Raw genomic sequence first — 24,567 nt, forward strand, 5'->3', positions numbered from 1 at the left:
TGGATTGGTCCTCCAGCCGGTCACGTCCCTGTCTACCAGCGATGACCGCCCCGCGCGCCCCGCGGCGGGACCGCGATTTGGTCCCGGGTCCGGGCATCGGCTAATGTCATTCCTCGCACGGCCAAGGCGGACGAGATCCGCCGAAGGCAGCCAGTGTGCGAGCGCGAGTGGCGGAATGGCAGACGCGCTAGCTTGAGGTGCTAGTGTCCTATTAACGGACGTGGGGGTTCAAGTCCCCCCTCGCGCACACTGTGTCGAGACAGTAGAAGGGCCCCGGATCCGCGAGGAACCGGGGCCCGCTCTCGTCTCACGGGAAGGTTCCGACAGATGGCCCGGACGCCGGTACCCGTCGATTCAGCCGGTCGCGTCCCGGACGCGCTGGGCCGTGCGCTGGGCGCCGTCGCCCGTGCGGCCGACCGCCGGCTCGACGCCCTCGGCCTGGCCCCGCCGCCGCTCGACCTGCCGCCCGGGGTCCGCACGGATCTCCGCGCGTTCTTCGCCGGAACCGTCGACCCCACGGCCGTAACGATCCGGCGTGGCCACGTCCCCGGGATCCCGCACCCGCGTGCGTTCGCGTTGCCCGGGCTGATCTACCTCGGCGCCGACCCCGGCGTTGTCGGCATCGCGGGCCTCGACGGCGCCGTCCGCCCACGGGCGACCCCGACCCTGGTCCACGAGCTTGTCCACATCTGGCAGGGGCGTTTCCTCGGCCCGCGGTCCGTCGTCCGGGCCCTGGGCGAACAGATCCGGCTCGGGCGCCGGGCGTACGACTGGCGGGCCGTGCTCGACCAGCGGGCCGCTCTGCCGGTGGAGGCCCACGCCCAGCTCGTGTCCGACGCCTACGCCGCCCGCTACGGCCCGCCCCGGCAGCCGGCCCTCTCCGGGCGGGAGGAGCACATGCGGGCGGTGGAGGACGTGGTGACCGGTCTGCGCGCCGGTGACGCGAGCACCCTGCGGGGGCGGACGGTTTAGGGACTGACCACCTCGTCGTCGTACCGTATCTGTCGTGACCGGCACCAACCCAGACGGTATCCCCGCAGACGGTATCGACCCCGACGACCTCGAGACGTGCCTGCGCGTCCTCGACCGGGCCGCGGCGCTCGGCGAGGACCATCCCGACTCCATCCGGGTGCAGCGGTCGGTGGGCCACATGTTCAAGCTCCTCAAGAAGGCGCGGCGCGCCGAGGTCCGCCGCGCGCGCCAGGAGGCCGACAAGGCCGTCATCGAGGCCACGGCCACCGGCTCCCCCACGCGCATCGACGACGAGACCGCCGGCATCCGTCTGGTCTCCAACACGCCGGGCGCCGTCGCCGGCCACCTGCAGCGCGCGGTCGCCTGCTACGTGTGCAAGCAGCTCTACACCCAGGTCGACGCCTTCTACCACCAGCTGTGCCCGGCCTGCGCGGCGGTGAACCGCGCCAAGCGCGACCCGCACATGGACCTCACCGGCCGGCGGGCCCTGCTCACCGGCGGCCGCGCCAAGATCGGTATGTACATCGCGCTGATGCTGCTGCGCGCGGGCGCCGACGTCACCATCACCACCCGCTTCCCGCGCGACGCCGTGCGCCGCTTCGCGCAGATGGACGACTACCCCGACTGGGCGGACCGCGTCCACGTGATCGGCGTGGACCTACGCGACCCCGCGCAGGTGGTGGCGCTGGCCGACGAGGTGGCCGCCGGCGGGCCGCTGGACATCCTCATCAACAACGCCGCGCAGACGGTGCGCCGCTCCCCCGGCTCCTACTCGGGCCTGGTGGAGGGCGAGTCCGCGCCCATCACCGGCCGCGCCGCGGACATCCCCATGGTCACCATGGGCCGCACCTCCGAGCTGCACCCCGCCGCGCTCATGGGCGGCGAGTCCGCGCTCATCGGGTCCGAGGAGGCCGAACGCGAGGCCGACCACATCGCGACCCTCGCGCTGCAGGGCGGCTCGGCGTCGCTGGAGCGCATGGCCGCCGGCACCGCGATCGACGCCGGCGGGCTGCTGCCGGACGTGGTGGACCACAACAGCTGGGTGGCCACGGTCGAGCAGGTCGAGCCGATGGAGATGCTCGAGGTGCAGCTGTGCAACTCGGTCGCCCCGTTCATCCTCGTCTCCCGCCTGCGCCCGGCACTGGCGGCCTCGAAGGCACGCCGCAAGTACGTCGTCAACGTCTCGGCCATGGAGGGCCAGTTCTCGCGCCGCTACAAGGGCGCCGGCCACCCGCACACCAACATGGCCAAGGCGGGCCTCAACATGCTCACCCGCACCTCCGCGGAGGAGATGTTCACCGAGCACGGCATCCTCATGACCGCCGTGGACACCGGGTGGATCACCGACGAGCGCCCGCATGTGACCAAGGTCCGCCTCCACGAGGAGGGCTTCCACGCCCCGCTGGACCTGGTCGACGGCGCCGCCCGCGTGGTGGACCCGATCGTGCGCGGCGAGGCCGGCGAGGACCTTTACGGATGCTTCCTCAAGGACTTCGAGCCGAGCCCGTGGTGAGCGTCGACGCCGTCCACCGGATCCTGGCCGGGGACCTGCTGCCCACGATCCGCGCCGCCGTGGCCGACCTCGGCGGTGACGAGCCCGGCTCGCTCGTGCACACCCGTCCGACGCCCGCGGGCTCCGGGTGGCCCACCAACTCCGCCGCCGTGCTCGTCCACCACCTGTGCGGGGTCCTGACCTCGTGGGGCGCGGCGTGCCTCGGCGGCGAGACCATCTCCCGCGACCGCGGGGCGGAGTTCGCCTACACCGGCCCCGTGGAGCCCGAACTCGACCGCCTCGCCGCGCTCGTCGACCGGCTGCCCGGCTGGCTCGCCGCGGCGGTCGAGCGCGGAGACCTCGCCGATCCCGCCGGCACCACGGTCGACGTCGGCCGCGCCCGTGCGGCGGGGACCTTCACCCCGGACTGGGTGGTGGCCCACATCCTTCACGAGGTCGCCGCGCACACCGGCCAGCTGCAGGTGACGCGCGACGTGCTGGCCCCGCGGGGCTCCTCGCAGTGAGCCCCGTCCCGGTCCTGCTCGACTGCGACCCGGGCATCGACGACGCGCTGGCCATCGCCTACCTGGTCGCCGAGCACCGGGCCGGGCGGATCGACCTCGCCGGGCTGGTGTGCACGGCCGGCAACGTCGGACTCGACGACACGGTCGCCAACGCCCTGGCGTGGCTGGACCTGGCTGGCGCGCCTCCGGTGCCCGTGGCCGCCGGTGCACCCGGCCCGATCGCCGTCCCCCACGTGCTGACCCCCGAGACGCACGGCCCCCGCGGGGCGGGGCACGCGGAACTGACGACGACGACGAGGGCGCTCGACCCCCGCGACGGCGCCCGCCTCTGGGTGGAGCTGGCGCGCGCACATCCGGGTGAGCTGGTGGGGATCGTGACCGGTCCCTCGTCCAGCCTGGCCCGGGCGGTGGCGCTCGACCCCGCCCTCCCCGGTCTGTTGGCGCGCCTGGTCGTGATGGGTGGGACGTTCCGGGGGCACCCGGGCAACACCACCCCGGTCAGCGAGTGGAATGTCGACGTCGACCCCGAGGCCGCCGATCGGATCTGCCGGGTCTGGGAGAACGCGCGGGCCGCCGATCCCGCCGTCACCGCCCCGCTGTGGTGCGGCCTGAACCTCACCGAGCGGGCGGTGTGGACGCCCGAGCGCTCGCGGGAGCTGCTCGCCGCCGCCGACACGCCCCTGACCCGCGCCCTGGTGGACGCGCTGCGGTTCTACTTCGAGTTCCACGAGTCCGTCGGCGAGGGCTACCTGGCGCAGGTGCACGATCCGTTGGTCGCCTGGCTCGCGCTGCACCCGGGGTCCGAGGTGTCCGAGCCCGCGCACGTGCGGGTCGAGTGCGCCGGCGAGCACACGCGCGGGATGACGGTCGCGGACGTGCGTGGTCAGCGCGGGCGGGTCGACAACGCGCGCGTCGCGACCGACCTGCTCCTGCCGGGCGGGGCGGGCGCCGTGCTCGACGAGGTCTGCGCGGCGATCGTCTCGATGGCCGGCCCACAGGACTGAGTCGGCCGGGCTGCCCGCCGGCGTCAGTTGTCGGGCCGGGTGAAGTTCCGCGTCGGTGGCGCCGGGTCCGGGACGCACTCCTCGGTGTCGTGCCCGCGCAGCGAGGTCGCGCACGCCACCCCGGCCGCCGCGCCGGTGCCCACGGCGATCGGCACCAACTGCAGGCCGGTCACGATGTCGCCGGCCGCGTACACCCCCGCGACGTTCGTCAGCTGCAGCGAGTTGACGATGAGGCCCCCGTGTTCGTCCATCTCGCAGCCCAGTGCCTCCGCGAGTTCGTTGGTCGGGTGGTGTGCGTAGGAGAAGAACACCTTCGACCCCTCGATCACCCTCCCGTCGTCGAGCCGCACCCCCTCCAGCGCGCCGGGGGCGCCGACCAGCTCGCGGGCGACGCCGTCGACCACCTCGATGCTGTGCTCGGCGCACGCGGCGCGCTGGTCGTCATCGAAGGTCGGGTCCGCGTCGCTCTCGGTGACGATCACCACCTCGGACGCCCAGTCGAGCAGCTCGGAGGCGTACGCCGGCACGTGGGCGCCGACGCCCAGCACGATGATGCGCTGGCCCGCCGCGGTGAGGCCGTCGCAGGCCGGGCAGTGGTGCACGTCGACCCCGTAGTGCTCGTCGATCCCGGCGAGCTCCGGCAGCCGGTCGCGTACGCCGGTGGCGAGGATGATCCGCTTGGCCGTGACGGTGATCATGTCGTCCGCGCCGCCGTTCGAGGCGTTCGCCGGGGTGACGCGGGCGACGAACCTCTCGTCGGTTTCCTTCTCCAGCTCGGCGACGATGCCGTCGAGCCGGCGGACGGTCGGATATCCCTCGAGACCCTCGTGGATGTCGGCATAGAACTCCGCGGGCGTAGTGGGCCCGGTGCCGAGCATGCCGTGGATCTCCGTCGCGGCGAGGTTGCGCTGGTGGCCGGCGTCGACGAGCAGGGTCGAGCGCTGATACCGGCCGACCCACGTCGCGGCGGACAGCCCGGCCGGGCCCCCGCCGATGACGAGGACGTCCACCGACTCGGGAACCGGCTCTTCCGAGGAGTCGGTCAGGGGGCCGGTGTGGGTGTCGCTCATGTCTGTCCTCTCGCGGGCGGCCGGGTGACGCCACCCTACGGAAAAGGTCGGGCGGCCACCGTGTACGCCGGTGACGGAACTAGAACCGGTGCTAGGCTCCACCGGATGTCCGACGGCTCAGAAGGGGTCCGGACACGCGTTGTCGTCCCCTGTCACCGCCCTGGGAGAGTCCATGAGGTCTGTCGCTGCCGCCCTGATCGTCGCCGCGGGTGGCGCGGTCGCCGCCCGCGCCGCGGTGTGGGCGACCGCGCGTCGTCGGGCGGGCCGGCCGGTGTTCACGATGGCGGGTCCGGGCGCCGCGACCCCTGGTTCCGTCCACCCGGTCGACACCACGACATCGGTCGCGGCCGCGGGGTCCGGCTCTGCGCGTGCGGGACACACCCCGGGGACCCCGGGCCCGGGCGGCGCGATACGCCCTCCGGCTGGCGCCAAGGGCTTCGTCCCGGCGCTCGAGGGGATCCGCGGCCTCGCCGCCGTCGGCGTGCTCACCACGCACGTCGCGTTCGTCACGCGGTCGTCCACCGGCTCGCCGATCAAGAGACTGTTCGGCCGTCTCGACCTGGCCGTCGCGGTGTTCTTCGCCAAGTCCGGTTTCCTGTTGTGGCGTGCGCACGCCGATCACGCCCGCCGGGACAGGCCGGGAACGGCGAGGCCCACACGCGAGTACCTGCGCTCGCGGCTCGTGCGGATCATGCCGGCCTACGCCGTGCTGGTCGCCGCCGCGATGCTGCTGCTCGAGCAGAACCACGTCAACGGGCCCGCCTCGTGGATCGCCAACCTGACCCTCACGCAGATCTACACGTCGAACTTCCTCGTCGCCGGCCTCACCCATGCATGGTCGCTCGCGGTGGAGATGGCGTACTACCTCGCGTTCCCACTGCTGTGGACCGCGCTGAGGGGCCTGCGCGGCGACGCCGCGAAGTGGCGGATCCCGGCCATCGCCGCGTTCGGCGCGTCCGGTCTGGTGTTCCCCATGATCCCGTGGCACGCGCTCGGCCTCCTGCCGACCGATGTCAACGTGCAGATCCTCCCACCGTCGTTCACCGCCTGGTTCGCCGCGGGGATGCTGCTGGCCGAGATCGTGACGGCCCCGCCCGGCACGCTCGTCCGGGCGTGTCGCGATCGACTCGCGCGCTGGGGCTGGTGGATCGCCGGCGGGGCGGCACTGGTCGTCACCACCGTGCCGGCGTGGTTCTCCGAGGGCTTCGTCCATCCGGGGCCGCTCGAGTTCGCCGCCCGCACCGGGCTGGCGGGCACGATGGCGTTCCTCGTCCTGGCCCCTGTCGTCCTGGCGCCGGAGGGCACACGGTTCCCCGTGCTGGAATCGGCTCCGCTGCAGAAGGTCGGTACCTGGTCGTACGGGATCTTCCTGTGGCACCAACTCGTGCTGCACGCCGCGTTCCCCTTCACCCGCACCCCGCTGTGGGCGCCGCGCATGGCGGTCATCTGGCCGGTCACCGTCGCGGGTTCACTGGCGGCGGGCGCAGCGAGTCACCGATTCCTCGAGGAGCCCGCGCGCAGGGCACTCGAACGACGCTGACCGCCGGCGCGGACGTCCCACGACGTGGCGTGTCCCGGCGCGCCCGCGAGAAGAAACTTCTGCGGAGGTGTCGATCCCGGTCGCTCCCGTTCGTCATCATGGTGTCGGCGCACTCCGGCGACCGGCGTCCACCACGAACGGCCAGGTGATACCAATGAAATACGTACTACTGCTCTTCGGAAACCTCGACGACGCGCGCTGCGGGGAGCCCGGCAACGACGACGCCGAGCAGGGCCCCGGCCCGGAGGCGTTCATGGCGTTCGACGCGGAGCTCGACAAGGCCGGCGTGCTGGCCGGAGGGTTCGCCCTCGAGGATCCGGAGACAGGTGTGAGCGTCGCGTGCCCGCCCGGAGGCGCGGAGCCGGTGGTCACCTCGGGTCCGCTCCCCGAGAGCCGGGAATTCGTCGGTGGGACCATCGTCATCGACGTCGCGGACATCGACGAGGCGCTGGCCTGGGCCGCGAGGTGCCCCGGCGTGCACGGTGGTCGGGTCGAGGTCCGAGCGATCGCGGAGTACTGATGAGAATCCGCCGGGCGGCGAGCGGAACCGGGGCCCCGCCGTGACCGCCGGACGCCCGGCGCTCCCCGACGCGCTGCTCCGGATCCGGCAGGAGGAGCGCGCGCGGCTGCTGGCGGCGCTGGTCTCGCGATTCGGCGACCTGGGCCTCGCGGAGGACGCCGCGCAGGACGCGCTCGTCGCCGCGGCGGAGTCATGGCCGCGTACCGGAGTACCGGACCGCCCGCTGGCCTGGCTCATGACCACGGCCACCCGCAAGGCGATCGACCGGCTTCGTCGGGAGCGCGCCCTCACCGAGAGGCTCGCTCGACTCAAGGTGGAGCAGGACCCGCGCCGCCTGCCCGCCGCGGCGCTCTCCCCCGCCGATCCCGATGAGATCCCGGACGACCGACTCGAGCTCTTCTTCGCCTGCTGCCACCCCACCCTGAGGGTCGAGGAACAGGTGGTGTTGTGCCTGCGCCACCTCGCCGGGCTGACGACCGTGGAGATCGCGCACGCGTTCCTGGTTCCGGTCGCCACCATGCAGCAGCGGCTCGTGCGCGCCAAGAAGCGGATGCGGGTCACCCGCATCCCCGTACGGGTACCCGAGGCGTCCGAAATCCCCCGCCGTCTTCCCGCCGTGCTCGCCGTCATCTACCTCATCTTCACGGAGGGGTACGCGGCGACCGGGGGCACCGCCCACATCAGGTCGGACCTGACGGCGGAGGCGATCCGGTTGGCACGGATCATCCACCGGCTCCTGCCGGGGGTCGGAGAGGTGACGGGACTGCTGGCCCTGATGCTGCTCACCCAGGCGCGCGCGCCCGCCCGCGCCGGTCCCGGCGGGACGCCCGTCCCGCTGGGAGAGCAGGATCGCGCGTCCTGGGATCCGCTACTCCTCGATGAGGGGCTGGCGCTGGCCCGCGAGGCCGCGTCCGGCGGGCCGGGGCCGTACGCCGTTCAGGCGGCCATCGCGGCCGTGCACGCCGAGGCCACGACCTTCGACAGCACCGACTGGCCCCAGATCGCCGTCCTGTATGACGCTCTGGCCCGCATCGCGCCCGGTCCGACGGTACGTCTGGGCAGGGCGGTGGCCCGCGGACGCCGCGACGGGCCGGCGGTCGGGATCGCCGAACTCGAGGCGCTGTCCGCCGACCCCGCGCTCCGGCGGCATCACCCGTTCCACGAGGCCCGCGCGGTCACGCTCGAGATGCTCGGCCGGTCAGAGGAGGCTCGAGAGGCGTGGTCACGCGCTCACGAGCTCGCCCTCAACGACGCCGAGCGCGCGTATCTGCGGAAGCGGTGGTGGGGCGCCTGACCGTGCCGCTCGACGCCGCGCGGTCCGGGCTCTCTGCGATCGGTCAGGAATCGAAGGCGTCGATGATCGCCTGTGCGGCGAGGGCCGCCGTGAGCGTGCCGTCGCGGACCTGCTGCTCGACCTCGGGCGCCACCCTCTTGACGTCGGGATCCGCGGCCAGGCGTGCCATGAGGGTCTCGTGCACCATCGACCAGGTCCAGTCGACCTGCTGCTGCGACCGGCGGGCCTCGAACTCACCGATTTCGGCCATCGTCTGCTGGTGCTTGCGGACCGCGTCCCAGAAGCCGTCGAGGCCCTCGCCCTCGAGGCCTGACATCGTGAGGACGGGGACCTTCCACACCGCATCGGCCGGCCTGACCAGGCGCAGCGCGGCTCCCAGCTCGCGGGCGGCCCGCTGGGCGTCCTTCACGTGCGGCCCGTCGGCCTTGTTGACGGCCACCACGTCCGCGAGCTCGAGGACGCCCTTCTTGATGCCCTGCAGCTGATCACCCGTCCGCGCGAGCGTGAGGAAGGTGAAGCAGTCGACCATGCCGGCCACGGTCACCTCGGACTGGCCCACGCCGACCGTCTCGACGAGGATGACGTCGAACCCGGCGGCCTCGAGCAGGACCATCGTCTCCCGCGTCGCCTTCGCGACGCCGCCGAGCGTGCCGGAGGTCGGCGAGGGCCGGATGTAGGCCCGCGGCTCGGTGGAGAGGGTGGCCATGCGGGTCTTGTCACCGAGGATCGAGCCTCCCGTGCGGGTGGAGGAGGGGTCGACGGCGAGGACCGCCACCTTGTGGCCCTGCTCCACCAGATAGAGGCCGAACGACTCGATGAACGTCGACTTGCCGACCCCGGGGACGCCGGTGATGCCGATCCTCAGGGCCCCGCCGGCGTGCGGCAGGGCGCCGAGGAGCAGCTGCTGGGCCTTCTCCCGGTGGGCCGGATTGGTGGACTCGAGCAGGGTGATCGCGCGGGCCAGCACGGGCCGCCGGTCCTCCAGCACACCCTCCAGGAGGGCGTCGACGTCGATCTCGCGGCGGGGGCGCGGCCCGGTCGACCTGGGCACCGGACCCCGCGGGGCGCCGGTGCCCGCCGTGGTGGACATGGCGCCCAGGGGGTTCCCCGAACCCGCCGGATCAGGTCCCGAGCCGAGCCGTGCCACGTCCGATCAGGCCTCCGTGGCGTCGGTGGCCGCCGACGACAGGTCGTAGCCGAGCTCGCCGGCGAGGGTGTCGAGGAGCCCGATCGCGGCCTCGGCGATGACCGTGCCGGGCGGGTAGATCGCGGCGGCGCCGGCGTCGTAGAGCTCCTGGAAGTCGCCGGGTGGGATGACGCCGCCGACGGTGACCATGATGTCCTCGCGCCCCACCTCGGCCAGAGCCGAACGCAGCGCCGGCACGAGCGTGAGGTGCCCGGCCGCGAGCGAGGACACGCCCACCACGTGGACGTCGGCGTCGGCGGCCTGCTGGGCCACCTCCTCCGGCGTCTGGAACAGCGGTCCCATGTCCACGTCGAAGCCGAGGTCGGCGAACGCGGTACCGACGACCTTCTGGCCGCGGTCGTGACCGTCCTGGCCCATCTTGGCCAGCAGGATCCGCGGGCGGCGCCCGTCCTGCTCGGCGAACGCATCGGCCATCCGCATCGCCCGGGTGACGTTGTCCACGGCGCCCTCCTTGGTGACCTCCTGTCGGTACACACCGGACAGGGTCTTGATCTCGGCCTTATGACGACCGTAGACCTTCTCCAGCGCGTCGGAGATCTCACCGATGCTGGCGTGGGCCCGGGCGGCGTCGATGGCCAGCGCGAGGAGGTTGTTCTCCAGGTCGCTGCTGGGGCCACCGGAGGCGGCCTCCGTCAGTCGGGCGAGGGCGGCCTGGCAGGCGTCCTCGTCGCGCTCGGCCCGCAGCTTCTCCAGCTTGGCGAGCTGCTCGGAGCGCACGCGCGAGTTGTCGACCTTGAGGACCTCGATCTCCTGGTCCTCGGTGACGACGTACTTGTTCACGCCGATGACAGGCTGGCGGCCGGAGTCGATGCGCGCCTGCGTGCGGGCCGCGGCCTCCTCGATGCGCAGCTTGGGGATGCCCTCGCCGATGGCCTGCGCCATGCCGCCGGCCTCCTCGATCTCCAGCAGGTGGAGGCGGGCCTTGTCGGCGAGCTGGGCCGTGAGCCACTCGATGTAGTACGAGCCGGCCCACGGGTCGATCGGACGGGTGGTGCCCGACTCCTGCTGCAGCAGCAGCTGGGTGTTGCGGGCGATGCGCGCGGAGAAGTCGGTCGGCAGCGCGAGCGCCTCGTCGAGAGCGTTGGTGTGCAGCGACTGGGTGTGGCCCTGCGTGGAGGCCATGGCCTCGATGCAGGTGCGGGCGACGTTGTTGAACACGTCCTGGGCCGTCAGCGACCAGCCCGAGGTCTGAGAGTGGGTCCGCAGCGACTTGGACTTGGGGTTCTTCGGACCGAACTTCTCGACGAGCTCACTCCACAGCAGACGACCGGCGCGCAGCTTGGCGATCTCCATGGAGAAGTTCATGCCGATCGCCCAGAAGAACGACAACCGCGGGGCGAACTTGTCGATGTCCAAGCCCGCGTCCAGGCCCGCACGTAGGTACTCGACACCGTCGGCCAGCGTGTACGCGAGCTCGAGATCGGCCGTCGCCCCGGCCTCCTGGATGTGATACCCGGAGATCGAGATGGAGTTGAAGCGCGGCATCTTCTGGGAGGTGTAGGCGAAGATGTCCGAGATGATCCGCATGGACGGCTTGGGCGGGTAGATGTAGGTGTTGCGGACCATGAACTCCTTGAGGATGTCGTTCTGGATGGTCCCCGCGAGCTGCTCCGGCGTCACCCCCTGCTCCTCGGCCGCGACCACGTAGAACGCCAGGATCGGGAGGACCGCACCGTTCATGGTCATCGACACCGACACCGACGAGAGGTCGATGCCGTCGAACAGCTCCCGCATATCGAGGATGGAGTCGATCGCCACGCCGGCCATGCCCACGTCACCGGCCACGCGCGGGTGGTCGGAGTCGTAACCGCGGTGGGTGGCGAGGTCGAACGCCACGGACAGGCCCTTCTGCCCGGCGGCGAGGTTGCGGCGGTAGAAGGCGTTGGACTCGGCAGCGGTGGAGAAGCCGGCGTACTGGCGGATGGTCCACGGCTGGTTCACGTACATCGACGGGTACGGCCCGCGGAGGAACGGAGCCGCACCGGGCACGGTGTCCAACGGGAAGGGGGTGATCTTCTCGCCGTCGTCGGTCGGGGCGGTGCCGGCCTCGACGGCGTCACGGTCGGCCTTGGTGTAGACGCGCTTGACGTCGATACCCTCGGGCGTCTCCCAGTGCGCGTCGGAGGCGATGCCGTCCTCGACCGCCACGGCGGCCGCCCGGGCGTCGGGGCCGTCGGTGTCGCGGAGGGAGGCGGTGCTGAAATCGGGGAAGGTCGTCATATCACTTCACTCCCAGCTGGTCGAGGAGGGTGGTCAGGGCGGCGACGGCGTCGATGCCGAGCGCCAGGTAGCCGTCCGGGCGGTCGGTGGCGCCCACCGGGAAGCCCTTCTCGGCCCCGGCGAGGTAGACGGTCGACACGCCCGCGTCGCGGAGTGCGCGCACGGCGGCCTCCCCCTCGGTGGCGTAGCGCTTGTCGGCGCCGCAGAGCACGGCGATGTCCTCACCCTCGCGGGCGGTGGCGTACTGGCCGGCCTCGGTGACACCCGGGTTGCGCGCCTCGATGCCGCCGGCGGCGAGCAGGTTGGCCACGAACGTCACACGCGGCGTCGTCTCGGCCTGCGGGCCCAGACCCGCCAACAGGACGGTCGGCCGGGACCCGGTCGCCTCCAGGTGCGCGTCGGAGCGGTCACGCAGGTCCTCGAACGCGCGGCCGTACCGGTAGTCGTCGCCGCCGCGCCGGGAGGCGTCGAGCGGCTGCTCGGCCAGGTTCGGGAACTCGGACACTCCCGTGACAGGCGCCGTGCGGTGGGCGATGTCGGTGTCGCGGGCCTCACGGACCCGCGCGATCGCCTCGCGGACGGTCCCCGACTCGATCGCCGCGACCAGGCCGCCCTCGGCCTCGATGGTCTGCAGGGCCGACCACGCGGCGTCCGCGAGGGAGTCGGTGATCGACTCGACGTACCAGGAGCCGCCCGCCGGGTCCACGACGTGGCCCAGGTGGGACTCCTCGAGGAGCAGGAGCTGGGTGTTGCGGGCCATGCGCTCGGCGAACGAGCGGGAGGTGCTCTCGAGCCCGCCGGGAATGGAGGCGTCGAAGGGCAGGACCGTCACGGAGGTGGCCCCGCCCACGCCGGCGCCGAATGCGGCCAGTGTCGTGCGCAGCATGTTCACCCACGGGTCGCGGCGCGACATCATGGCGGCGGAGGTCACGGCGTGCTGCGGCGCGCCGCCGGCCTCGGGGGCGTCCAGCAGTTCGGCGACGCGGGCCCACATGAGGCGGCCGGCGCGGAACTTGGCGATCGAGGCGAACTGGTCGTCGGTCGCGGACAACCGGAACGAGACCTGGCGCAGCGCGGCCGCGGCGGGCACGCCCGCCGAGACGAGCGCGCGTACGTATTCGAGGCCCGCGGCCACCGCGTAGGCCAGCTCCTGGGCGTCACCGGCACCGTCGCCGTGGAAGACCGTGCCGTCGGCGACGAAGGTCCGGATGGTCTCCTCACGCTCGGACATCCGGGCGGCGAGTGCGACCGCGGCCTCGAGTCCGATCGAGTCGGCACCGGCGTAAGCGGCGGTGACCGGGGCGGCGCCCAGGTCGGCGATGACCGCGGCACGGTCGGCGACCCCGTCACCGGCCGAGCGGCGCTGGTCCAGCAGGTCCAGGAACGCGCCGGCGACCTCGTCGAGGTCCGCGCCCGCGTCGAAGGTGACCGGGGCCAGATCGAGGTAGACGTCCTTGAGGACCCCTGCGAGGTCCGCGGCGGGCACGGACAGCCAGAGCGCCGAGACGCCCTGGTTCAGCAGGTCCAGGACCTCGGTGTTGAGCTCGGAGGCCTCCCCCGTCGCCTCGACGCGGGCGCTGACGTGCCAGCCGCTCTCCGGCAGGCCCGACCGGTCCCCGCCGCGGACGAACGGGAACCGCCCCGGTGCGGGGCGTTCCGCGATCTCGTCGACCCGGGTGTAGAGCGGGTTGATCTCGATGCCGTCCCGGGTGGTGGCCACGAGGGCGCGCCACGCGTCCACCGGCATGTCGGCGGGATCCTTGCGGGCGGCCTTCGCGAGGACGGCTCCCACAGAGGCGTACCAGGAGTGAAGGTCAGGACCTGTGGTCGGACTGGTCACCGGTACCTCGTTCTCGTGTGGAGTGAAGGGGGTCACTGTCGGACTTTAGCCGAGCCCTGTTCGCAGAGGGAACGCGGCAATACCCGCTGGCCCGCACGCGGGGGAAGGCGTCCGCCCGCACGCCGGACGGGTTGGCCGGTACGCGTGGACTACAGTCGCCCGCGTGCGGGGACGGGTGATCGCGTGGGTGGGGGCCGTGGCGCTCGTCGTGCTGGTCGCTACCTTCGTGCCGACGCCGGGCCTCGAGCAACTGCGCGAGTGGGCCGCGCAGTTCGGGCCGTGGTTCGCCGCGGCGTTCTTCGCCGCCTACGCCGTCGTCACCGTCGCGCCGATCCCGCGTTCGACCTTCACCTATTCGGCGGCCGTGTTGTTCACCCCGGCCGTGGCGATCCCGTGTTCCCTGGTCGCCACCGGCGTCGCGGCGGCACTGTCGTTCGTCGCGGTGCGGCGGCTCGGTCACGAACGGACGGCCGCGCTGCGGGCGCACCCCCGCGTGGCCGCCGTGGACGCCCGACTCCGTCGACGCGGGTGGTTGTCCGTGGGGAGCCTGCGACTGGTGCCGGCCGCGCCGTTCTCGGTGGTGAACTACGCCGCCGCCCTCACCTCGATCCCCTACCCGCAGTTCATCGCGGCCACGGTGATCGGTAGCGCCCCGGGAACCGTCGCCGCGGTCCTGCTGGGCGACTCGCTCACGTCCGGCGATGGTGCGGCCGCACTGTGGGCCACGGTCGGGTTCGCCGCCGTCGGACTCGCCGGGATGGTGCTCGACGCCCGGTTGCCGGTCAGGCCGGCTCCGTGACGAAATCGACCAGCCGCTCCACCGCGCCGAGCAGCGCCGGCTCGACGTCACGGTAGGAACTCACCGCCGCCAGTACCCGGCGGAATCCATCGGCGGGCTCGCCCCAGCCCAGTCGCCGGCAGATGCCCGTCTTCCAGTCCTCGCCGCGTGGCACCACCGGCCACTCGCGGATGCCCACCGCGGACGGCTTCACCGCCTGCCAGATGTCGACGTACGGGTGGCCGGTGACCAGGACGTTCTCGCCCAGGCCGGCGACGATCCTCGACTCCTTGCTGCCCTCGACCAGATGGTCCACGAGCACTCCGAGGCGCGCCGAGGGTGTGGGTCCGAACTCGGCGACCAGCGCGGCCAGGTCATCGATGCCGTGGAGCGGCTCCACGACGACACCCTCGACCCGGAGGTCGTGGCCCCAGATCTTCTCGACCAGAGCAGCGTCGTGGATGCCCTCCACCCAGATGCGGCCCGCCCGGGCCGTGCGGGCGCGCAGACCCTCGACCTTCCGCGACCCGGAGGCCGTGACCGCGGGCCCGCGACGGGCGGCCGGGACCGGCTTGCGCAGGGTCACCGGTGAGCCGTCGATGAGGAAGGCCGAGGGCGTCATCGCGAAGAGGCGGACCCGACCGTGCCGGTCCTCGAGTTTGACGAACTCGCCGTCGTAACTCCGGTCGAAACCCACCACCGCGCCGCAGAACCCGGACTCGGCGTCCTCCACCACCAGGTCCCGCTCGGCGTCGACGACGGGGACCTCCGGGCGGCGGCGCCGCGCCGTCCCGGACAGGATGTCGGAGCCGTACATGTCTGCCATGGCCAGACACCGTAGCCGCAGTCGTGCCGGGGGTACCGGCGGCGCACCGTCGGTAAGATCGATCATCATGTCCCGACCCCTCACCCGTGACTCCGTGCTGTCCCCGGCGTGGCCGTTGCCCCTCCACCTGCTCCGGACCGCGTGGGCGGATCAACCCTTCGACGAACTGACCGGGTATGTCTCCGGTTTCGCCGGGTCCCATCTGCTCGACATCGTCGGCGAGCCGGTGCGGATGCTGGACGGGCTCTCCCCCGCCGGCGGTCCCACGGGTCTGCTGCCGGACCTGGTGACCACCCTGCGGCGCGCGGGCCGTGAGCACCCGGCGCCCGAGGTCCTGTCGCTGCTCACGACAGCGCCCGGTGACTCGTCGAGCCTGCCCCTGATCCCCTCGGTCCGGGCGGACGTGGCAGACGCCGGCTGGGGTGTGCTCGTCCGCGATCCCGCCTCCCGCGAGGCGGTGTGTCTGACCTGCGTCCAGCCCCATCCGGACGTGCTGCGCTGGCGGGCGCGCGGGGTGCTCGACTGCCCGGTGGCGCCCCAGCCGGCGGGTCCGTCCGAGGCACTGGCCGAACTCGGTCGCGCAGTCATGGACGCCGCCGAACTCATCGAACGGACCGCGGTGCGGACCGGCCCGAGCACGCACGTGGACATCCACGGCCACGTCACGCGGTTGCCGGCCGGGCTCCCCTCGCGGGTGGTGGAGCTCGTCGACCGGATCGACCGGGTCGAGGCGATCATCGCCGTCGCCCTGGCCCAGCCGGACGTCGGCGCGGACCCTGCCGCGCGCGAACCGGTGCTCCGGCGGCTGATCGCGGTCAAGGACGCGGCGCGCCGGTCCGCCGTGGCCGCGGCCGGCGACGCCGCTCTCCGGGCGCGCTAGTCGGCCGCCGTCAGCCCCCGCAGCAGCCGAGGGCGCAGCGGGCGCCGTCGCGGTTCCGGCCGAGGGCGGGTACGGAACCGGGGCGGTCCTGAGCAGACCCGGTCTCGACCTCGTCGAGGAGCTCGAGCACCATCCGGGCGAACTCTCGGCTCGGACCCGGCGTGGCGCACCGCGTGACCGTGACCCCCAGCTCGCGGACCTCGTCGACGAGCTCGGTGTCCAGGTCCCAGATGACCTCGACATGATCGGAGATGAATCCGATCGGGACGATCACCACGTCCGTGACGCCGTTCGAGGTGGCCAGCTCGCTCACGTGGTCCACGACGTCCGGCTCGAGCCACGGCACGCTCGGCGGACCGGAGCGGGACTGCCAGACCAGGTCGTAGTCGGCGACGCCCGCCGCCTCGGCGACGAGACGCGACGCCTCCGCGACCTGACGGCTGTAGAGGTGGCCGCCGAGGGACGGCGGACCGGCCGCCTCGTCCGCCGACGTGGGCACGGAGTGGGCGGTGAAGATCACCCGGGCCCCCGGCGCGGCGGAGGCGATGGCCTCCCGCAGGTCGGAGGCGAACCGCTCGATGAACAGCGGGTGATCGTAGAACTGGCGGAGCCGCACCATGGTGGGCGCGCCCTCGACCTGCTCGCGGGCGCGGGCGATGTCCTCCTGGTACTGCGCGCAGCCGGAGTACCCGCCCCACGCGGAGGTGGCGAAGACGGCGGCGTTGCGGACCCCGTCCGCGACCATCTGTCGGACGGTGTCCTCGGCCATCGGCGTCCAGTTGCGGTTGCCGAAGTACACGGGCAGGTCGCGGCCGCGGTCCGCCAGCTCGGCCTCGACGTTGGCGATGATCTCGCGGTTGAGGTCGTTGATGGGGCTGCGACCGCCGAGGTGCCGGTAGTGCGTGGCCACCTCCTCGAGGCGCTCGCGCGGGATCCCGCGGCCGCGGGTGACGTTCTCGAGGAACGGGATGACGTCGTCCTGGCCTTCGGGGCCGCCGAACGAGAGCACCAGCAGGGCGTCCACCTGCCCTGAGGTGGCGCCCGGGGTGGAGGGGGCGTCGGTCGATGCGGTCATACAGATCACTCCTGTCCGCTGAAGGAAACGGTCCCGGCGCCGCCGTCGGCGTAGATGACGGTGCCGGTCGTGGCGGCCATGAGGTCGGAGAGCAGGGCGACGGCCGTCGTCGCCACAGGTGTGGGGTCGTCCACGTCCCAGCCGAGCGGCGCCCGCCGGTCCCACTCGTCCTGCATCCTGTCCAGTTCGCCGCCGGGGCCGAGCGCCTCACCGGCGATCGCCTTGGCCGCGAGAGTCTTGACGGGGCCGGCGGCGATGAGGTTGGACCGCACGCCGTCGGCGCCGAGTTCGCGGGCGACGTAACGATTGACGGCCTCGAGCGCGTTCTTGGCGACCGACATCCAGTTGTAGAAGGGCATGGAGAACCGCGGATCGAAGTCGAGGCCGATGATCGACGCGCCCCGGTTGAGCAGTGGCCTGGTGGCTTTGGCGAGGGCGGCGTACGAGTAGGCCGAGACCTCGAGCGCGACGGCCACGTCCTTCCAGGGTGCGTCGAGGAACGGGTCCCCGAGGCAGCTGGGCGGCGCGAAGCCGATCGAGTGCACTACGCCGTCGAGCGAATCGGCGTGTTCGCGGATCCGGTCGGCCAGCGCGGCGAGGTCGTCCTCGCTCTGCACGTCCAGTTCGATCACCGGGGGGCGTTCGGGCAGGCGCTTGGCGATCGCCTTGACGAGGGAGGGCCGACCGTACGCGGTGAGGATGACCTTCGCGCCGTGCAGCTGGCAGTGTTTGGCGATGTGGAAGGCGATCGAGGCGTCGGTGATGACGCCCGTGACGAGGATCGTCCGGCCGGCCAGCAGTCCGCCGCCGGTCGCGGGTGTATCGCCGGAGGCGACCGTGGCGTCCGTCTCGTTCCGGCTCATGTCAGTGCCCCATTCCCATTCCGCCGTCGACCGGGATCACGGCCCCGGAGATGTATCCGGCGTCGTCGCCGGCAAGAAAGCTCACGGTCCCGGCCACGTCGTCGGCCGAGCCCTTGCGTCCGAGCGGGATGGCCGCGACGGCCATCTCCTGCGTCTTGTCGTCCAGCCCCGCGGTCATGTCGGTGTCGATGAAACCCGGTGCGACGACGTTTGCCGTGATGCCCCGCGAACCCAGCTCGCGGGTGAGCGAACGGGCCATCCCGATGAGCCCGGCCTTGGACGAGGCGTAGTTGACCTGACCGGCGGTGCCGGACTGGCCCACGACGGAGCCGATGAAGATCAGGCGGCCGAAGCGGGCGCGCAGCATCCCGCGCGAGGCGCGCTTGGCCACACGGAACGCCCCCGCGAGGTTGGCGTCGAGCACGCGGGTGAACTGCTCGTCCTTCATGCGCATGAGCAGGGTGTCCTCGGTGGTGCCCGCATTGGCCACGACCACCTCGACCGGCCCGTACTCGGCCTCGACCGCGGTGAACGCCGCGTCGACGGAGTCGGGGTCGGTGACGTCGCACCGCACCCCGAACAGTCCGTCGGGGGCGCCGGAGCCCCGGTGGGTGACGGCGACCCGGTGGCCGTCGGCGTGGAGCCTGGCGGCGACGGCGCGTCCGATCCCGCGGTTGCCCCCGGTCACGAGGACTGTCCGTGGGGTGGTGCCGTGCGTGCTCTCGGAAACCATGCCCCCCACCCTAGCGAGCCGGGCCGGCGGGCCCGGCGCTGGTGCGTTCGGCCGGCCCGCCGGGCCTCACGGGATCCGGCGGTGTGCGGTCAGCGATCCCGCCGCCGCCGTCATGGCGAGTAGCGAGCCGATGATGAGCCACGGCCGCGAGGCGTCGGCCTTCTTCCACTCGTAGCCGATCTGCTCCTCGAGGGTGCGGTACACCGAGTCCAGTTCCTCGAGGGTCGACGCCGTGAAGAAGTCGCCGCCGGACAGCTCGGCGATCGTGCGCAGGGAGGCGTCGTCGACGGGGACCGGTTGGGGCCGGCCCTGGATGTCGACGGTGCCGTAGAGGGTGCCGAACGAGATCGTGGAGACGGGGATCCCGGCCTCGGCCGCGCGCTCGGCGGCGGTGAACGCGCCGCGCTCCTCGGTGGGGTCGGCGGGGACGGTCTCCTTGCCATCGGAGAGGAGGACGATCCGGGCTGGTGGGGCCTGGTCGGGGCCGCCGAGGCTCTCGGTGAAGGTGGTGATCGCCTGGGTGGCGGTGTAGATGGCCTCGCCGGTGGCGGTGCGCTCGTCGAGGCTGAGCCGGTCGACGGCGCGGACGACCGGACCCCGGTCCGTGGTGGGGGCCACGAGCATCGAGGCAGTCCCGGCGTAGGAGACGAGGCCCAGGTTGACGCCGGGGGTGAGGTTGTTGGCGAAGGTCGTGGCGGCCTGCTGCGCGGCCTCGAGGCGCGAGGGTGAGACGTCGGTGGACTCCATGGACAGGGAGACGTCGACGACGAGCATGACAGTGGCCCGGTTCCGTGGGACCTTCTGTTCCCTCTGTGGGCCGGCCAGTGCCACGACGAGCGCCAGCAAAGAGAGCACCAGGAGCGCCGCCGGGACGTGCGTGAACCAGCGGCGACCGCGGCGGTCGACTGTACGCAGGGTGCCGAAGTTGCCGAAGCGGACGGTGCGCCGTTTCTTCGAGCGCAGCGCGATGGCGTACCCGACGGCGAGGGCGACCGGGACGATCAGCAGGATCAGCCACAGCGGGTGCTGGAACTCGGACAGGCTCATCGGCTCGTCACCTCCCCCGCCGGGCGGTGGTCGTCGGGTAGATCCCGGGTCACGCTGTCGCCGGTCGGCAGCCCGCCGCGGCGTCGGATGCCGACGAAGTCGATGACGTCGCGGATCCAGTCGCGGTCGGTGCGCAGCGCGAGGACCGGCGCACCGCACCGTCGCAGCGCGGAGTGGACGCGCTCGCGGTGTTCGCCGGCCGCGCGACGGTAGTCGGCCGCGAGGGCGTCGTCGACGTCCAGTTCCAGGACCTCGCCGGTGGCGGGGTCCTGGAGGAGGGCCGCGCCGACGACCGGCAGGGCGATGTCGAGCGGGTCGGCCACGTGGACGGCGAGGAACTCGTGCCGGGTGCCGAGCACGCGCAGGGAGCGCTCCCAGTCCACCTCGGACAGGAAGTCGGAGATGACCACCACGAGACCGTGGCGGCGGGCGGCGTTGCGGACCGCGTGGAGGCAGTCGTCGAGCGCGCCCCCGGGCGAGACACCGGTCGCGGCCCGGGAGACCTCCTCGAGGAGCCGCCGGACGTGGTCGCGTCCTCCGGTGGCCGGGAGGACCCGCGGCCGCCCGTCGCCGGTGAGGACCATCCCCACGCGGCTGCCGCCGCCGGCGGAGAGGAACCCGACGGTCGCGACCGCCGCCTCGACCAGGCGCCTCTTCACGCCGTGGCGGCCCTGCACGTCGAGACTCGGCGTGAGGTCGACGACGAGCCAGGTCTCGAGCTCGCGGTCCGCGATTGTCTGCCTGATGTGGGGCACGGTGGTCCTGGCGGTGACCGACCAGTCCATCGTGCGGACGTCGTCGCCCGGTTCGTAGGCGCGCGCCTCCCCCGGTTCGGTGCCCGGCCCCGGGAGCAGCCCCCGGTGGTCGCCGTTGAGGACGCCGTCGAGGCGGCGGGTGACGAGCAGCTCGAGCTGGGTCAGGGCCGCGCGGGAGGACGCGTCGACCGGGTCGTCGCGTCTGCCCTCGTCCGCGGTGGTCACCGTGACGGCGGCGGGCCGGCCTGGGCGGGGACCGCGCTGATCTGCGGGAGGGGAACCGCCTCGAGCACCCGGCGGACGACCGTGTCGGCGGAGACCTCGTCGGCCAGCGCGTCGTAGGTGAGCACGAGTCGGTGGCGGAGCACGGCCGGCAGGACGTCCACGACATCCTGGGGGACGACGTAGTCGCGGCCCCGCACCAGGGCGAGGGCACGTGCGGCGGTGACGGCGCCGAGGGTGGCGCGCGGCGAGGCGCCGTAGGACAGCCACCGGGCGACGTCCTCGAGTCCGTGCCGGGCGGGTTCGCGGGTGGCGACGGTGACGCGGACGACGTAGTCGACCAGCGCGTGGTGGACGAACACCTCGCGGACCGCGCTCTGCAGTCGCACGAGCGCGTCCACGCCGAGGACCTGCGTGGGCGTCGGCGGGGTGGAACCCATCCGATAGACGATCTCGCGTTCCTCCTCGGGGCTCGGGTAGTCCACCACGAGTTTGAACAGGAAGCGGTCGCGCTGGGCTTCCGGGAGTTGGTAGACACCCTCGCTCTCGATGGGGTTCTGCGTGGCCATCACGAGGAACGGGCTCGGCATGGGGAAGGTCTGCCCGCCGATGGAGACGTGCCCCTCCGCCATCACCTCCAGCAGTGCCGACTGGACCTTCGCCGGGGCGCGGTTGATCTCGTCCGCCAGGACGAAGTTGGCGAGGATCGGACCGAGCTCGACCTCGAACTCCTCGCGGCCCTGGCGGTAGATGCGGGTGCCCACGATGTCCGCGGGGACGAGGTCCGGGGTGAACTGCAGACGGCGGAAGCTCCCGCCCACCACGGCGGCGAAAGTCTCCACGGTCAGCGTCTTGGCGACGCCCGGCACGCCCTCGAGCAGGATGTGGCCGCGAGAGAGCAGGCCGACCAGGATCATCTCGATCAGGCGGTCCTGGCCCACGACGACCTTCTTGACCTCGTAGACCGCGCGCTCGAGGAGCCGGGCGTCCTCGGCGGCGGTCGAGGCGCTCACCGCGGGGGACGCGGCGGCCTGGGTCGGGTGGTCGGGGTGGGGATCGCTCACCGCGGAGGGCTCCTTCGCGTGGTCGGGTGGTCCGGGCGCCCCGCCCGGGCCGTCCGAACGGGCTGGGGACGACAGTACCGCTGCGCGGCTCAGACCAGCCGGACCACCATGGGTGAGATGCCGGCCATGCGGACGGGCGAGATCTTCACGACGTCCCCCGACTGCGGGGCCTCGACCATCTTGCCGTCGCCGAGGTACAGCGCCACGTGGCCGGGCCAGAACAGCATGTCGCCCCGCTGGCGGGTGGCCACCGGGTACTGCGGGCCGGCGGTGTACTGGTAGCCCGTGTAGTGCGGCAGGGCCTTCCCGATTCCGGCGAACGCGTAGATCATCAGGCCGGAGCAGTCGAACCCGATCTTGTTGTAGTCGCCGTGACTGTCGGCGACGCCGCCGTCGCGGATGCCGCGCGTGGGTCCGTTCGCGTCTCCCCCTCCCCAGGCATACGGGACGCCGAGCTGGGAGAGTGCACGGTTGACGACGGTCTCCACCCTGGCGTTGCCCGAGGGCGTGCCCGGGTCCCCGCCGTGGCCGGTGCCCGGGGACGCGGGCCCCTGGGCGATCGACCCGAGGTCGGCGCGGCCGATCGCGTCGGCGACCTGCTGCACGATCGCCTCCGTGTCGCCGCGGATGCCCGCGTCGACGGCGGCACCCACGCTGCCCGCGTCGACCGCGCCCCCCACCGCCCCGCCGAGAGCGCGGGTGGCCTGGTCCGACGACCCGCCGGCGAACTGGCGCACGGCGCCGAGGTCGAGGTGGGCGGGTAGGGCGGACGCGATGTCGGCAGCCTGCTCGCCCGCCCCCGGATCGGCGGCGAGGACCTGCAGGGCCTCGGCGCGCATCGCTTCGGCCTCGGCATCGATCCCCGGGGTGGGGCCCGACGGGGGCCCCGCCGGCGTGGCCCCGGACTCCGCGAGCGCGGCGCGGTGGTTCTCGAGTTCGCGGGTCAGCGCCGCGACCCGCTCCTCCAGTCCGGCGACCTCGGCGGCAACCCGGGACACCTCCGCCTCGGCGGCGTCGCGACGGGCGGCGGCGTCGGAGTACCGCTGCTGTGCCGCGTCGCGGGCGGTGACCGCCTCGGCCTCCCGGCGGGCGGCCTCGTCGGCCGCGGCGACCATCTCCCCGACCACGTGACGCTGGTCGGCCGCCGCGCGACGGAGGTACTCCTGGCGCAGGCCGGCCTCGCCGGGCCCGCCCGGGTCGAGGATCGCCGACGCGGCGCCGGGAGCTGTGCCCTGCCGGTGCAGCAGTCGCGAGTAGTCGTCGAGTGTGCCGCGCGCGGTCTCGACGCCGGAGTCGGCCTGCGCGCGCTCGGCGGACGTGCGATCGGCGTCGGCGATCGCACGATCGAGGTCGATCCGGGCCATCTGGAGATCGACGAGGGTCTTGTTCACACCCTCGCGCTTGACCGCGATCGCCTCGCGGGTGCCGTCCAGCCTCGCGGTGGCGTCGGCGACGGCCCGGATGAGACCCGAGATGTCGCCCGGGGCGACGGCGGAGACCCCCTGCGCACCCGCGGCCGGGGGCTGCAGCAACCCGGAGGCCGTTCCCAACACGAGCGCCGCGGCCAGGGCCGCGCGCCCTGCCGCCCTCGACGGGCTCTTCGGTGGCCGTGCCACCGGGGCACGGCGGGACGAATGCTCAGGCTCCACTTTTCACCTTCCGCTGACCGCACGGGGGTGCGGCTGACCGCGCGCTCCGCACGGCGGGACGCGTGACCGGGGCGGCGCGTGCTCCGGTGATGCCTTCCCCTGCGCCACTGGAGTTCGTTACCGCCTCGGGAGAACCGATGGTTCCTTAAGCACCGTAAGTCACAGCGAACACATGTGAAACAGCGGGCAGCAAAATACACTGCTGTAACTCAATGCACAGTTGTGTCCGCGGCGTGTCCGCGGCGTGTCAGTAGACGCGTGTCAGTGGGCGCGGCGGCGCAGGACGATGGCGAACGCGACCATCGCCACCACGGCCAGGACGAGGGTCACCGCGGTGACGGCCCCCCACGGCGGGGTCGGTGCCGTGATCTTGTGGGCGAAGACCGCGGCGGAGGCGACCGGGTCGAACTCCTCCCAGGCGTCGTCCTGGCCGGCTTCGAGCTGGTGCCTCGGGATCGTGTCGCTGGAGCTGCCGATGAAGGCGGGTGTGCGGACGAGGATCGTGCCCCCGTACTCCTCGTTGAGGAAGGTCGCCACGTCGCGCGCGTCCGTGTAGACCGCCGCGGGGGCCTCCGTGTAGACCACCTTGAGGTCGAGCCCGCGATCCGCCGCCTCCTCGACCACGGTCCGCAGACCCTCGACGAAGGGCTCCGGGGCCGACACCCCGTCGTCGGCGAGATCCGCCACGACCGCCGGGAAGTCCAGCCATTGCGGTACCTCGTCCTCGCCCAACGACGGGACCGGCCCGGCCTCGCGGGCGAGCGTCATCACGGCATCGTCGGGGTTGTCCACGCCCGATATGGTGCCATCTCGTCGTCGTCGCACCGAACCCACGCGCCGACGGCGCGACAACCGCAGTGCCGTTCCCACGTTCGGACGTGCCGGGTTTATACAGAACGTCCGTACTGGTAAATTGGGGGCCGCAGACGTATGGCAGGGTCCACAATGGACCGTGTGTCCACCCCGGCGTCGCCGCCCGACACACACGAGGT

22 protein-coding genes and 1 tRNA gene are annotated in these 24,567 nt (G+C 72.7%); 10 read left to right on the top strand and 13 right to left on the bottom strand.

The window, feature by feature from the left end; all coding sequences use genetic code 11:
- The first annotated feature begins 161 nt into the window (after positions 1–161).
- The 5 genes from DPA01S_RS07485 (at position 162) to DPA01S_RS07505 (ending at position 3,992) form a co-directional block, all read left to right on the top strand.
- A tRNA-Leu gene (locus tag DPA01S_RS07485) sits at positions 162–247 on the top strand.
- Positions 248–327: 80 nt separating this feature from the next.
- On the top strand, positions 328–972 hold the full coding sequence (locus DPA01S_RS07490; RefSeq protein WP_061915081.1) for a hypothetical protein: 645 nt from the start codon (positions 328–330) through the stop codon (positions 970–972).
- A gap of 34 nt (positions 973–1,006) precedes the next feature.
- Positions 1,007–2,485: an SDR family NAD(P)-dependent oxidoreductase gene (locus DPA01S_RS07495; protein WP_181365959.1), complete on the top strand. Its 1,479-nt coding sequence runs from the start codon at positions 1,007–1,009 to the stop codon at positions 2,483–2,485.
- Positions 2,479–2,988: a mycothiol transferase gene (locus tag DPA01S_RS07500; RefSeq protein ID WP_061915085.1), complete on the top strand. Its 510-nt coding sequence runs from the start codon at positions 2,479–2,481 to the stop codon at positions 2,986–2,988. The genes DPA01S_RS07495 and DPA01S_RS07500 overlap by 7 nt, the downstream gene beginning before the upstream one ends.
- Positions 2,985–3,992 (top strand): nucleoside hydrolase, encoded by a 1,008-nt coding sequence (locus DPA01S_RS07505; RefSeq protein ID WP_061915090.1) that lies wholly within the window; start codon positions 2,985–2,987, stop codon positions 3,990–3,992. The genes DPA01S_RS07500 and DPA01S_RS07505 overlap by 4 nt, the downstream gene beginning before the upstream one ends.
- A gap of 23 nt (positions 3,993–4,015) precedes the next feature.
- Here DPA01S_RS07505 and DPA01S_RS07510 read toward each other — a convergent pair whose 3' ends face one another.
- Positions 4,016–5,062 carry an NAD(P)/FAD-dependent oxidoreductase gene (locus tag DPA01S_RS07510; protein ID WP_061915095.1) on the bottom strand — a complete coding sequence of 349 codons (1,047 nt, stop codon included), beginning with the start codon at positions 5,060–5,062 and terminating at the stop codon, positions 4,016–4,018.
- 172 nt (positions 5,063–5,234) lie between these two features.
- On the opposite strand from DPA01S_RS07510, the gene DPA01S_RS07515 reads away from it, so the two are divergent.
- From DPA01S_RS07515 to DPA01S_RS07525, 3 genes are all read left to right on the top strand, one after another.
- Entirely contained in the window at positions 5,235–6,602 is a 1,368-nt protein-coding gene (locus DPA01S_RS07515; RefSeq protein WP_083961617.1) for an acyltransferase family protein, read from the top strand.
- 154 nt (positions 6,603–6,756) lie between these two features.
- The gene (locus DPA01S_RS07520; protein ID WP_061915099.1) at positions 6,757–7,122 is read left to right on the top strand and encodes a YciI family protein; all 366 of its coding nucleotides are present in this window, start codon (positions 6,757–6,759) and stop codon (positions 7,120–7,122) included.
- A gap of 40 nt (positions 7,123–7,162) precedes the next feature.
- On the top strand, positions 7,163–8,416 hold the full coding sequence (locus DPA01S_RS07525) for an RNA polymerase sigma factor (RefSeq protein ID WP_061915102.1): 1,254 nt from the start codon (positions 7,163–7,165) through the stop codon (positions 8,414–8,416).
- A gap of 43 nt (positions 8,417–8,459) precedes the next feature.
- On the opposite strand, the gene meaB is transcribed toward DPA01S_RS07525, so the two are convergent.
- The 3 genes from meaB to DPA01S_RS07540 all read right to left on the bottom strand — a co-directional run bounded on the left by meaB (position 8,460) and on the right by DPA01S_RS07540 (position 13,683).
- Positions 8,460–9,506, bottom strand: coding sequence for a methylmalonyl Co-A mutase-associated GTPase MeaB (gene meaB, locus DPA01S_RS07530; RefSeq protein WP_231889055.1), 1,047 nt, complete (start codon positions 9,504–9,506; stop codon positions 8,460–8,462).
- Between the two features lie 63 nt (positions 9,507–9,569).
- Positions 9,570–11,843, bottom strand: coding sequence for a methylmalonyl-CoA mutase (scpA, locus tag DPA01S_RS07535; RefSeq protein ID WP_061915106.1), 2,274 nt, complete (start codon positions 11,841–11,843; stop codon positions 9,570–9,572).
- A gap of 1 nt (position 11,844) precedes the next feature.
- The gene (locus DPA01S_RS07540; RefSeq protein ID WP_061915109.1) at positions 11,845–13,683 is read right to left on the bottom strand and encodes a methylmalonyl-CoA mutase family protein; all 1,839 of its coding nucleotides are present in this window, start codon (positions 13,681–13,683) and stop codon (positions 11,845–11,847) included.
- 163 nt (positions 13,684–13,846) lie between these two features.
- On the opposite strand from DPA01S_RS07540, the gene DPA01S_RS07545 reads away from it, so the two are divergent.
- Positions 13,847–14,482 carry a TVP38/TMEM64 family protein gene (locus DPA01S_RS07545; protein WP_232303057.1) on the top strand — a complete coding sequence of 212 codons (636 nt, stop codon included), beginning with the start codon at positions 13,847–13,849 and terminating at the stop codon, positions 14,480–14,482.
- Here the strand turns inward: DPA01S_RS07545 and DPA01S_RS07550 are convergent.
- A complete protein-coding gene (locus DPA01S_RS07550; RefSeq protein WP_061228697.1) occupies positions 14,466–15,278 on the bottom strand; it encodes a DUF3097 domain-containing protein in 813 nt (270 codons plus the stop codon). The genes DPA01S_RS07545 and DPA01S_RS07550 overlap by 17 nt on opposite strands.
- A gap of 76 nt (positions 15,279–15,354) precedes the next feature.
- Between DPA01S_RS07550 and DPA01S_RS07555 the strand changes: the two genes are divergently transcribed.
- Positions 15,355–16,167, top strand: a complete 813-nt coding sequence (locus DPA01S_RS07555) for an Rv1486c family protein (protein ID WP_061915115.1) — start codon at positions 15,355–15,357, stop codon at positions 16,165–16,167.
- 10 nt (positions 16,168–16,177) lie between these two features.
- Here the strand turns inward: DPA01S_RS07555 and DPA01S_RS07560 are convergent, their stop codons facing one another.
- From DPA01S_RS07560 to DPA01S_RS07595, 8 genes are all read right to left on the bottom strand, one after another.
- Complete coding sequence (locus DPA01S_RS07560; protein WP_061915118.1) at positions 16,178–17,242, bottom strand: ferrochelatase; 1,065 nt, start codon at positions 17,240–17,242, stop codon at positions 16,178–16,180.
- 5 nt (positions 17,243–17,247) lie between these two features.
- The gene (inhA, locus tag DPA01S_RS07565; protein WP_061915121.1) at positions 17,248–18,105 is read right to left on the bottom strand and encodes an NADH-dependent enoyl-ACP reductase InhA; all 858 of its coding nucleotides are present in this window, start codon (positions 18,103–18,105) and stop codon (positions 17,248–17,250) included.
- Between the two features lies 1 nt (position 18,106).
- Positions 18,107–18,838 carry a 3-oxoacyl-ACP reductase FabG1 gene (fabG1, locus tag DPA01S_RS07570; protein ID WP_061915124.1) on the bottom strand — a complete coding sequence of 244 codons (732 nt, stop codon included), beginning with the start codon at positions 18,836–18,838 and terminating at the stop codon, positions 18,107–18,109.
- Between the two features lie 66 nt (positions 18,839–18,904).
- Entirely contained in the window at positions 18,905–19,885 is a 981-nt protein-coding gene (locus DPA01S_RS07575) for a VWA domain-containing protein (RefSeq protein ID WP_061915127.1), read from the bottom strand.
- Positions 19,882–20,865: a DUF58 domain-containing protein gene (locus DPA01S_RS07580; RefSeq protein WP_061915130.1), complete on the bottom strand. Its 984-nt coding sequence runs from the start codon at positions 20,863–20,865 to the stop codon at positions 19,882–19,884. Before DPA01S_RS07580 ends, DPA01S_RS07575 begins: the two co-directional genes overlap by 4 nt.
- Positions 20,862–22,001, bottom strand: a complete 1,140-nt coding sequence (locus tag DPA01S_RS07585) for an AAA family ATPase (RefSeq protein ID WP_375545829.1) — start codon at positions 21,999–22,001, stop codon at positions 20,862–20,864. The genes DPA01S_RS07580 and DPA01S_RS07585 overlap by 4 nt, the downstream gene beginning before the upstream one ends.
- Before the next feature lie 14 nt (positions 22,002–22,015).
- Positions 22,016–23,542 (bottom strand): NlpC/P60 family protein, encoded by a 1,527-nt coding sequence (locus tag DPA01S_RS17280; protein WP_232303058.1) that lies wholly within the window; start codon positions 23,540–23,542, stop codon positions 22,016–22,018.
- A gap of 294 nt (positions 23,543–23,836) precedes the next feature.
- Complete coding sequence (locus DPA01S_RS07595) at positions 23,837–24,367, bottom strand: Rv1476 family membrane protein (RefSeq protein WP_061915133.1); 531 nt, start codon at positions 24,365–24,367, stop codon at positions 23,837–23,839.
- Positions 24,368–24,567: the final 200 nt, after the last annotated feature.

It is taken from the genome of Dietzia papillomatosis NBRC 105045, from assembly GCF_001570845.1.
Taxonomy (GTDB): Bacteria; Actinomycetota; Actinomycetes; order Mycobacteriales; family Mycobacteriaceae; genus Dietzia; species Dietzia cinnamea.

What these genes read in the sequence shown, in the direction of transcription:
- DPA01S_RS07490 (WP_061915081.1), top strand. Translation starts at nt 328, where the DNA reads ATGGCCCGGACGCCGGTACCCGTCGATTCAGCCGGTCGCGTCCCGGAC.
- DPA01S_RS07510 (WP_061915095.1), bottom strand. Translation starts at nt 5,062, where the DNA reads ATGAGCGACACCCACACCGGCCCCCTGACCGACTCCTCGGAAGAGCCG.
- DPA01S_RS07515 (WP_083961617.1), top strand. Translation starts at nt 5,235, where the DNA reads ATGAGGTCTGTCGCTGCCGCCCTGATCGTCGCCGCGGGTGGCGCGGTC.
- DPA01S_RS07520 (WP_061915099.1), top strand. Translation starts at nt 6,757, where the DNA reads ATGAAATACGTACTACTGCTCTTCGGAAACCTCGACGACGCGCGCTGC.
- meaB (WP_231889055.1), bottom strand. Translation starts at nt 9,506, where the DNA reads ATGTCCACCACGGCGGGCACCGGCGCCCCGCGGGGTCCGGTGCCCAGG.
- scpA (WP_061915106.1), bottom strand. Translation starts at nt 11,843, where the DNA reads ATGACGACCTTCCCCGATTTCAGCACCGCCTCCCTCCGCGACACCGAC.
- DPA01S_RS07550 (WP_061228697.1), bottom strand. Translation starts at nt 15,278, where the DNA reads ATGTACGGCTCCGACATCCTGTCCGGGACGGCGCGGCGCCGCCGCCCG.
- DPA01S_RS07555 (WP_061915115.1), top strand. Translation starts at nt 15,355, where the DNA reads ATGTCCCGACCCCTCACCCGTGACTCCGTGCTGTCCCCGGCGTGGCCG.
- DPA01S_RS07560 (WP_061915118.1), bottom strand. Translation starts at nt 17,242, where the DNA reads ATGACCGCATCGACCGACGCCCCCTCCACCCCGGGCGCCACCTCAGGG.
- inhA (WP_061915121.1), bottom strand. Translation starts at nt 18,105, where the DNA reads ATGAGCCGGAACGAGACGGACGCCACGGTCGCCTCCGGCGATACACCC.
- fabG1 (WP_061915124.1), bottom strand. Translation starts at nt 18,838, where the DNA reads ATGGTTTCCGAGAGCACGCACGGCACCACCCCACGGACAGTCCTCGTG.
- DPA01S_RS07575 (WP_061915127.1), bottom strand. Translation starts at nt 19,885, where the DNA reads ATGAGCCTGTCCGAGTTCCAGCACCCGCTGTGGCTGATCCTGCTGATC.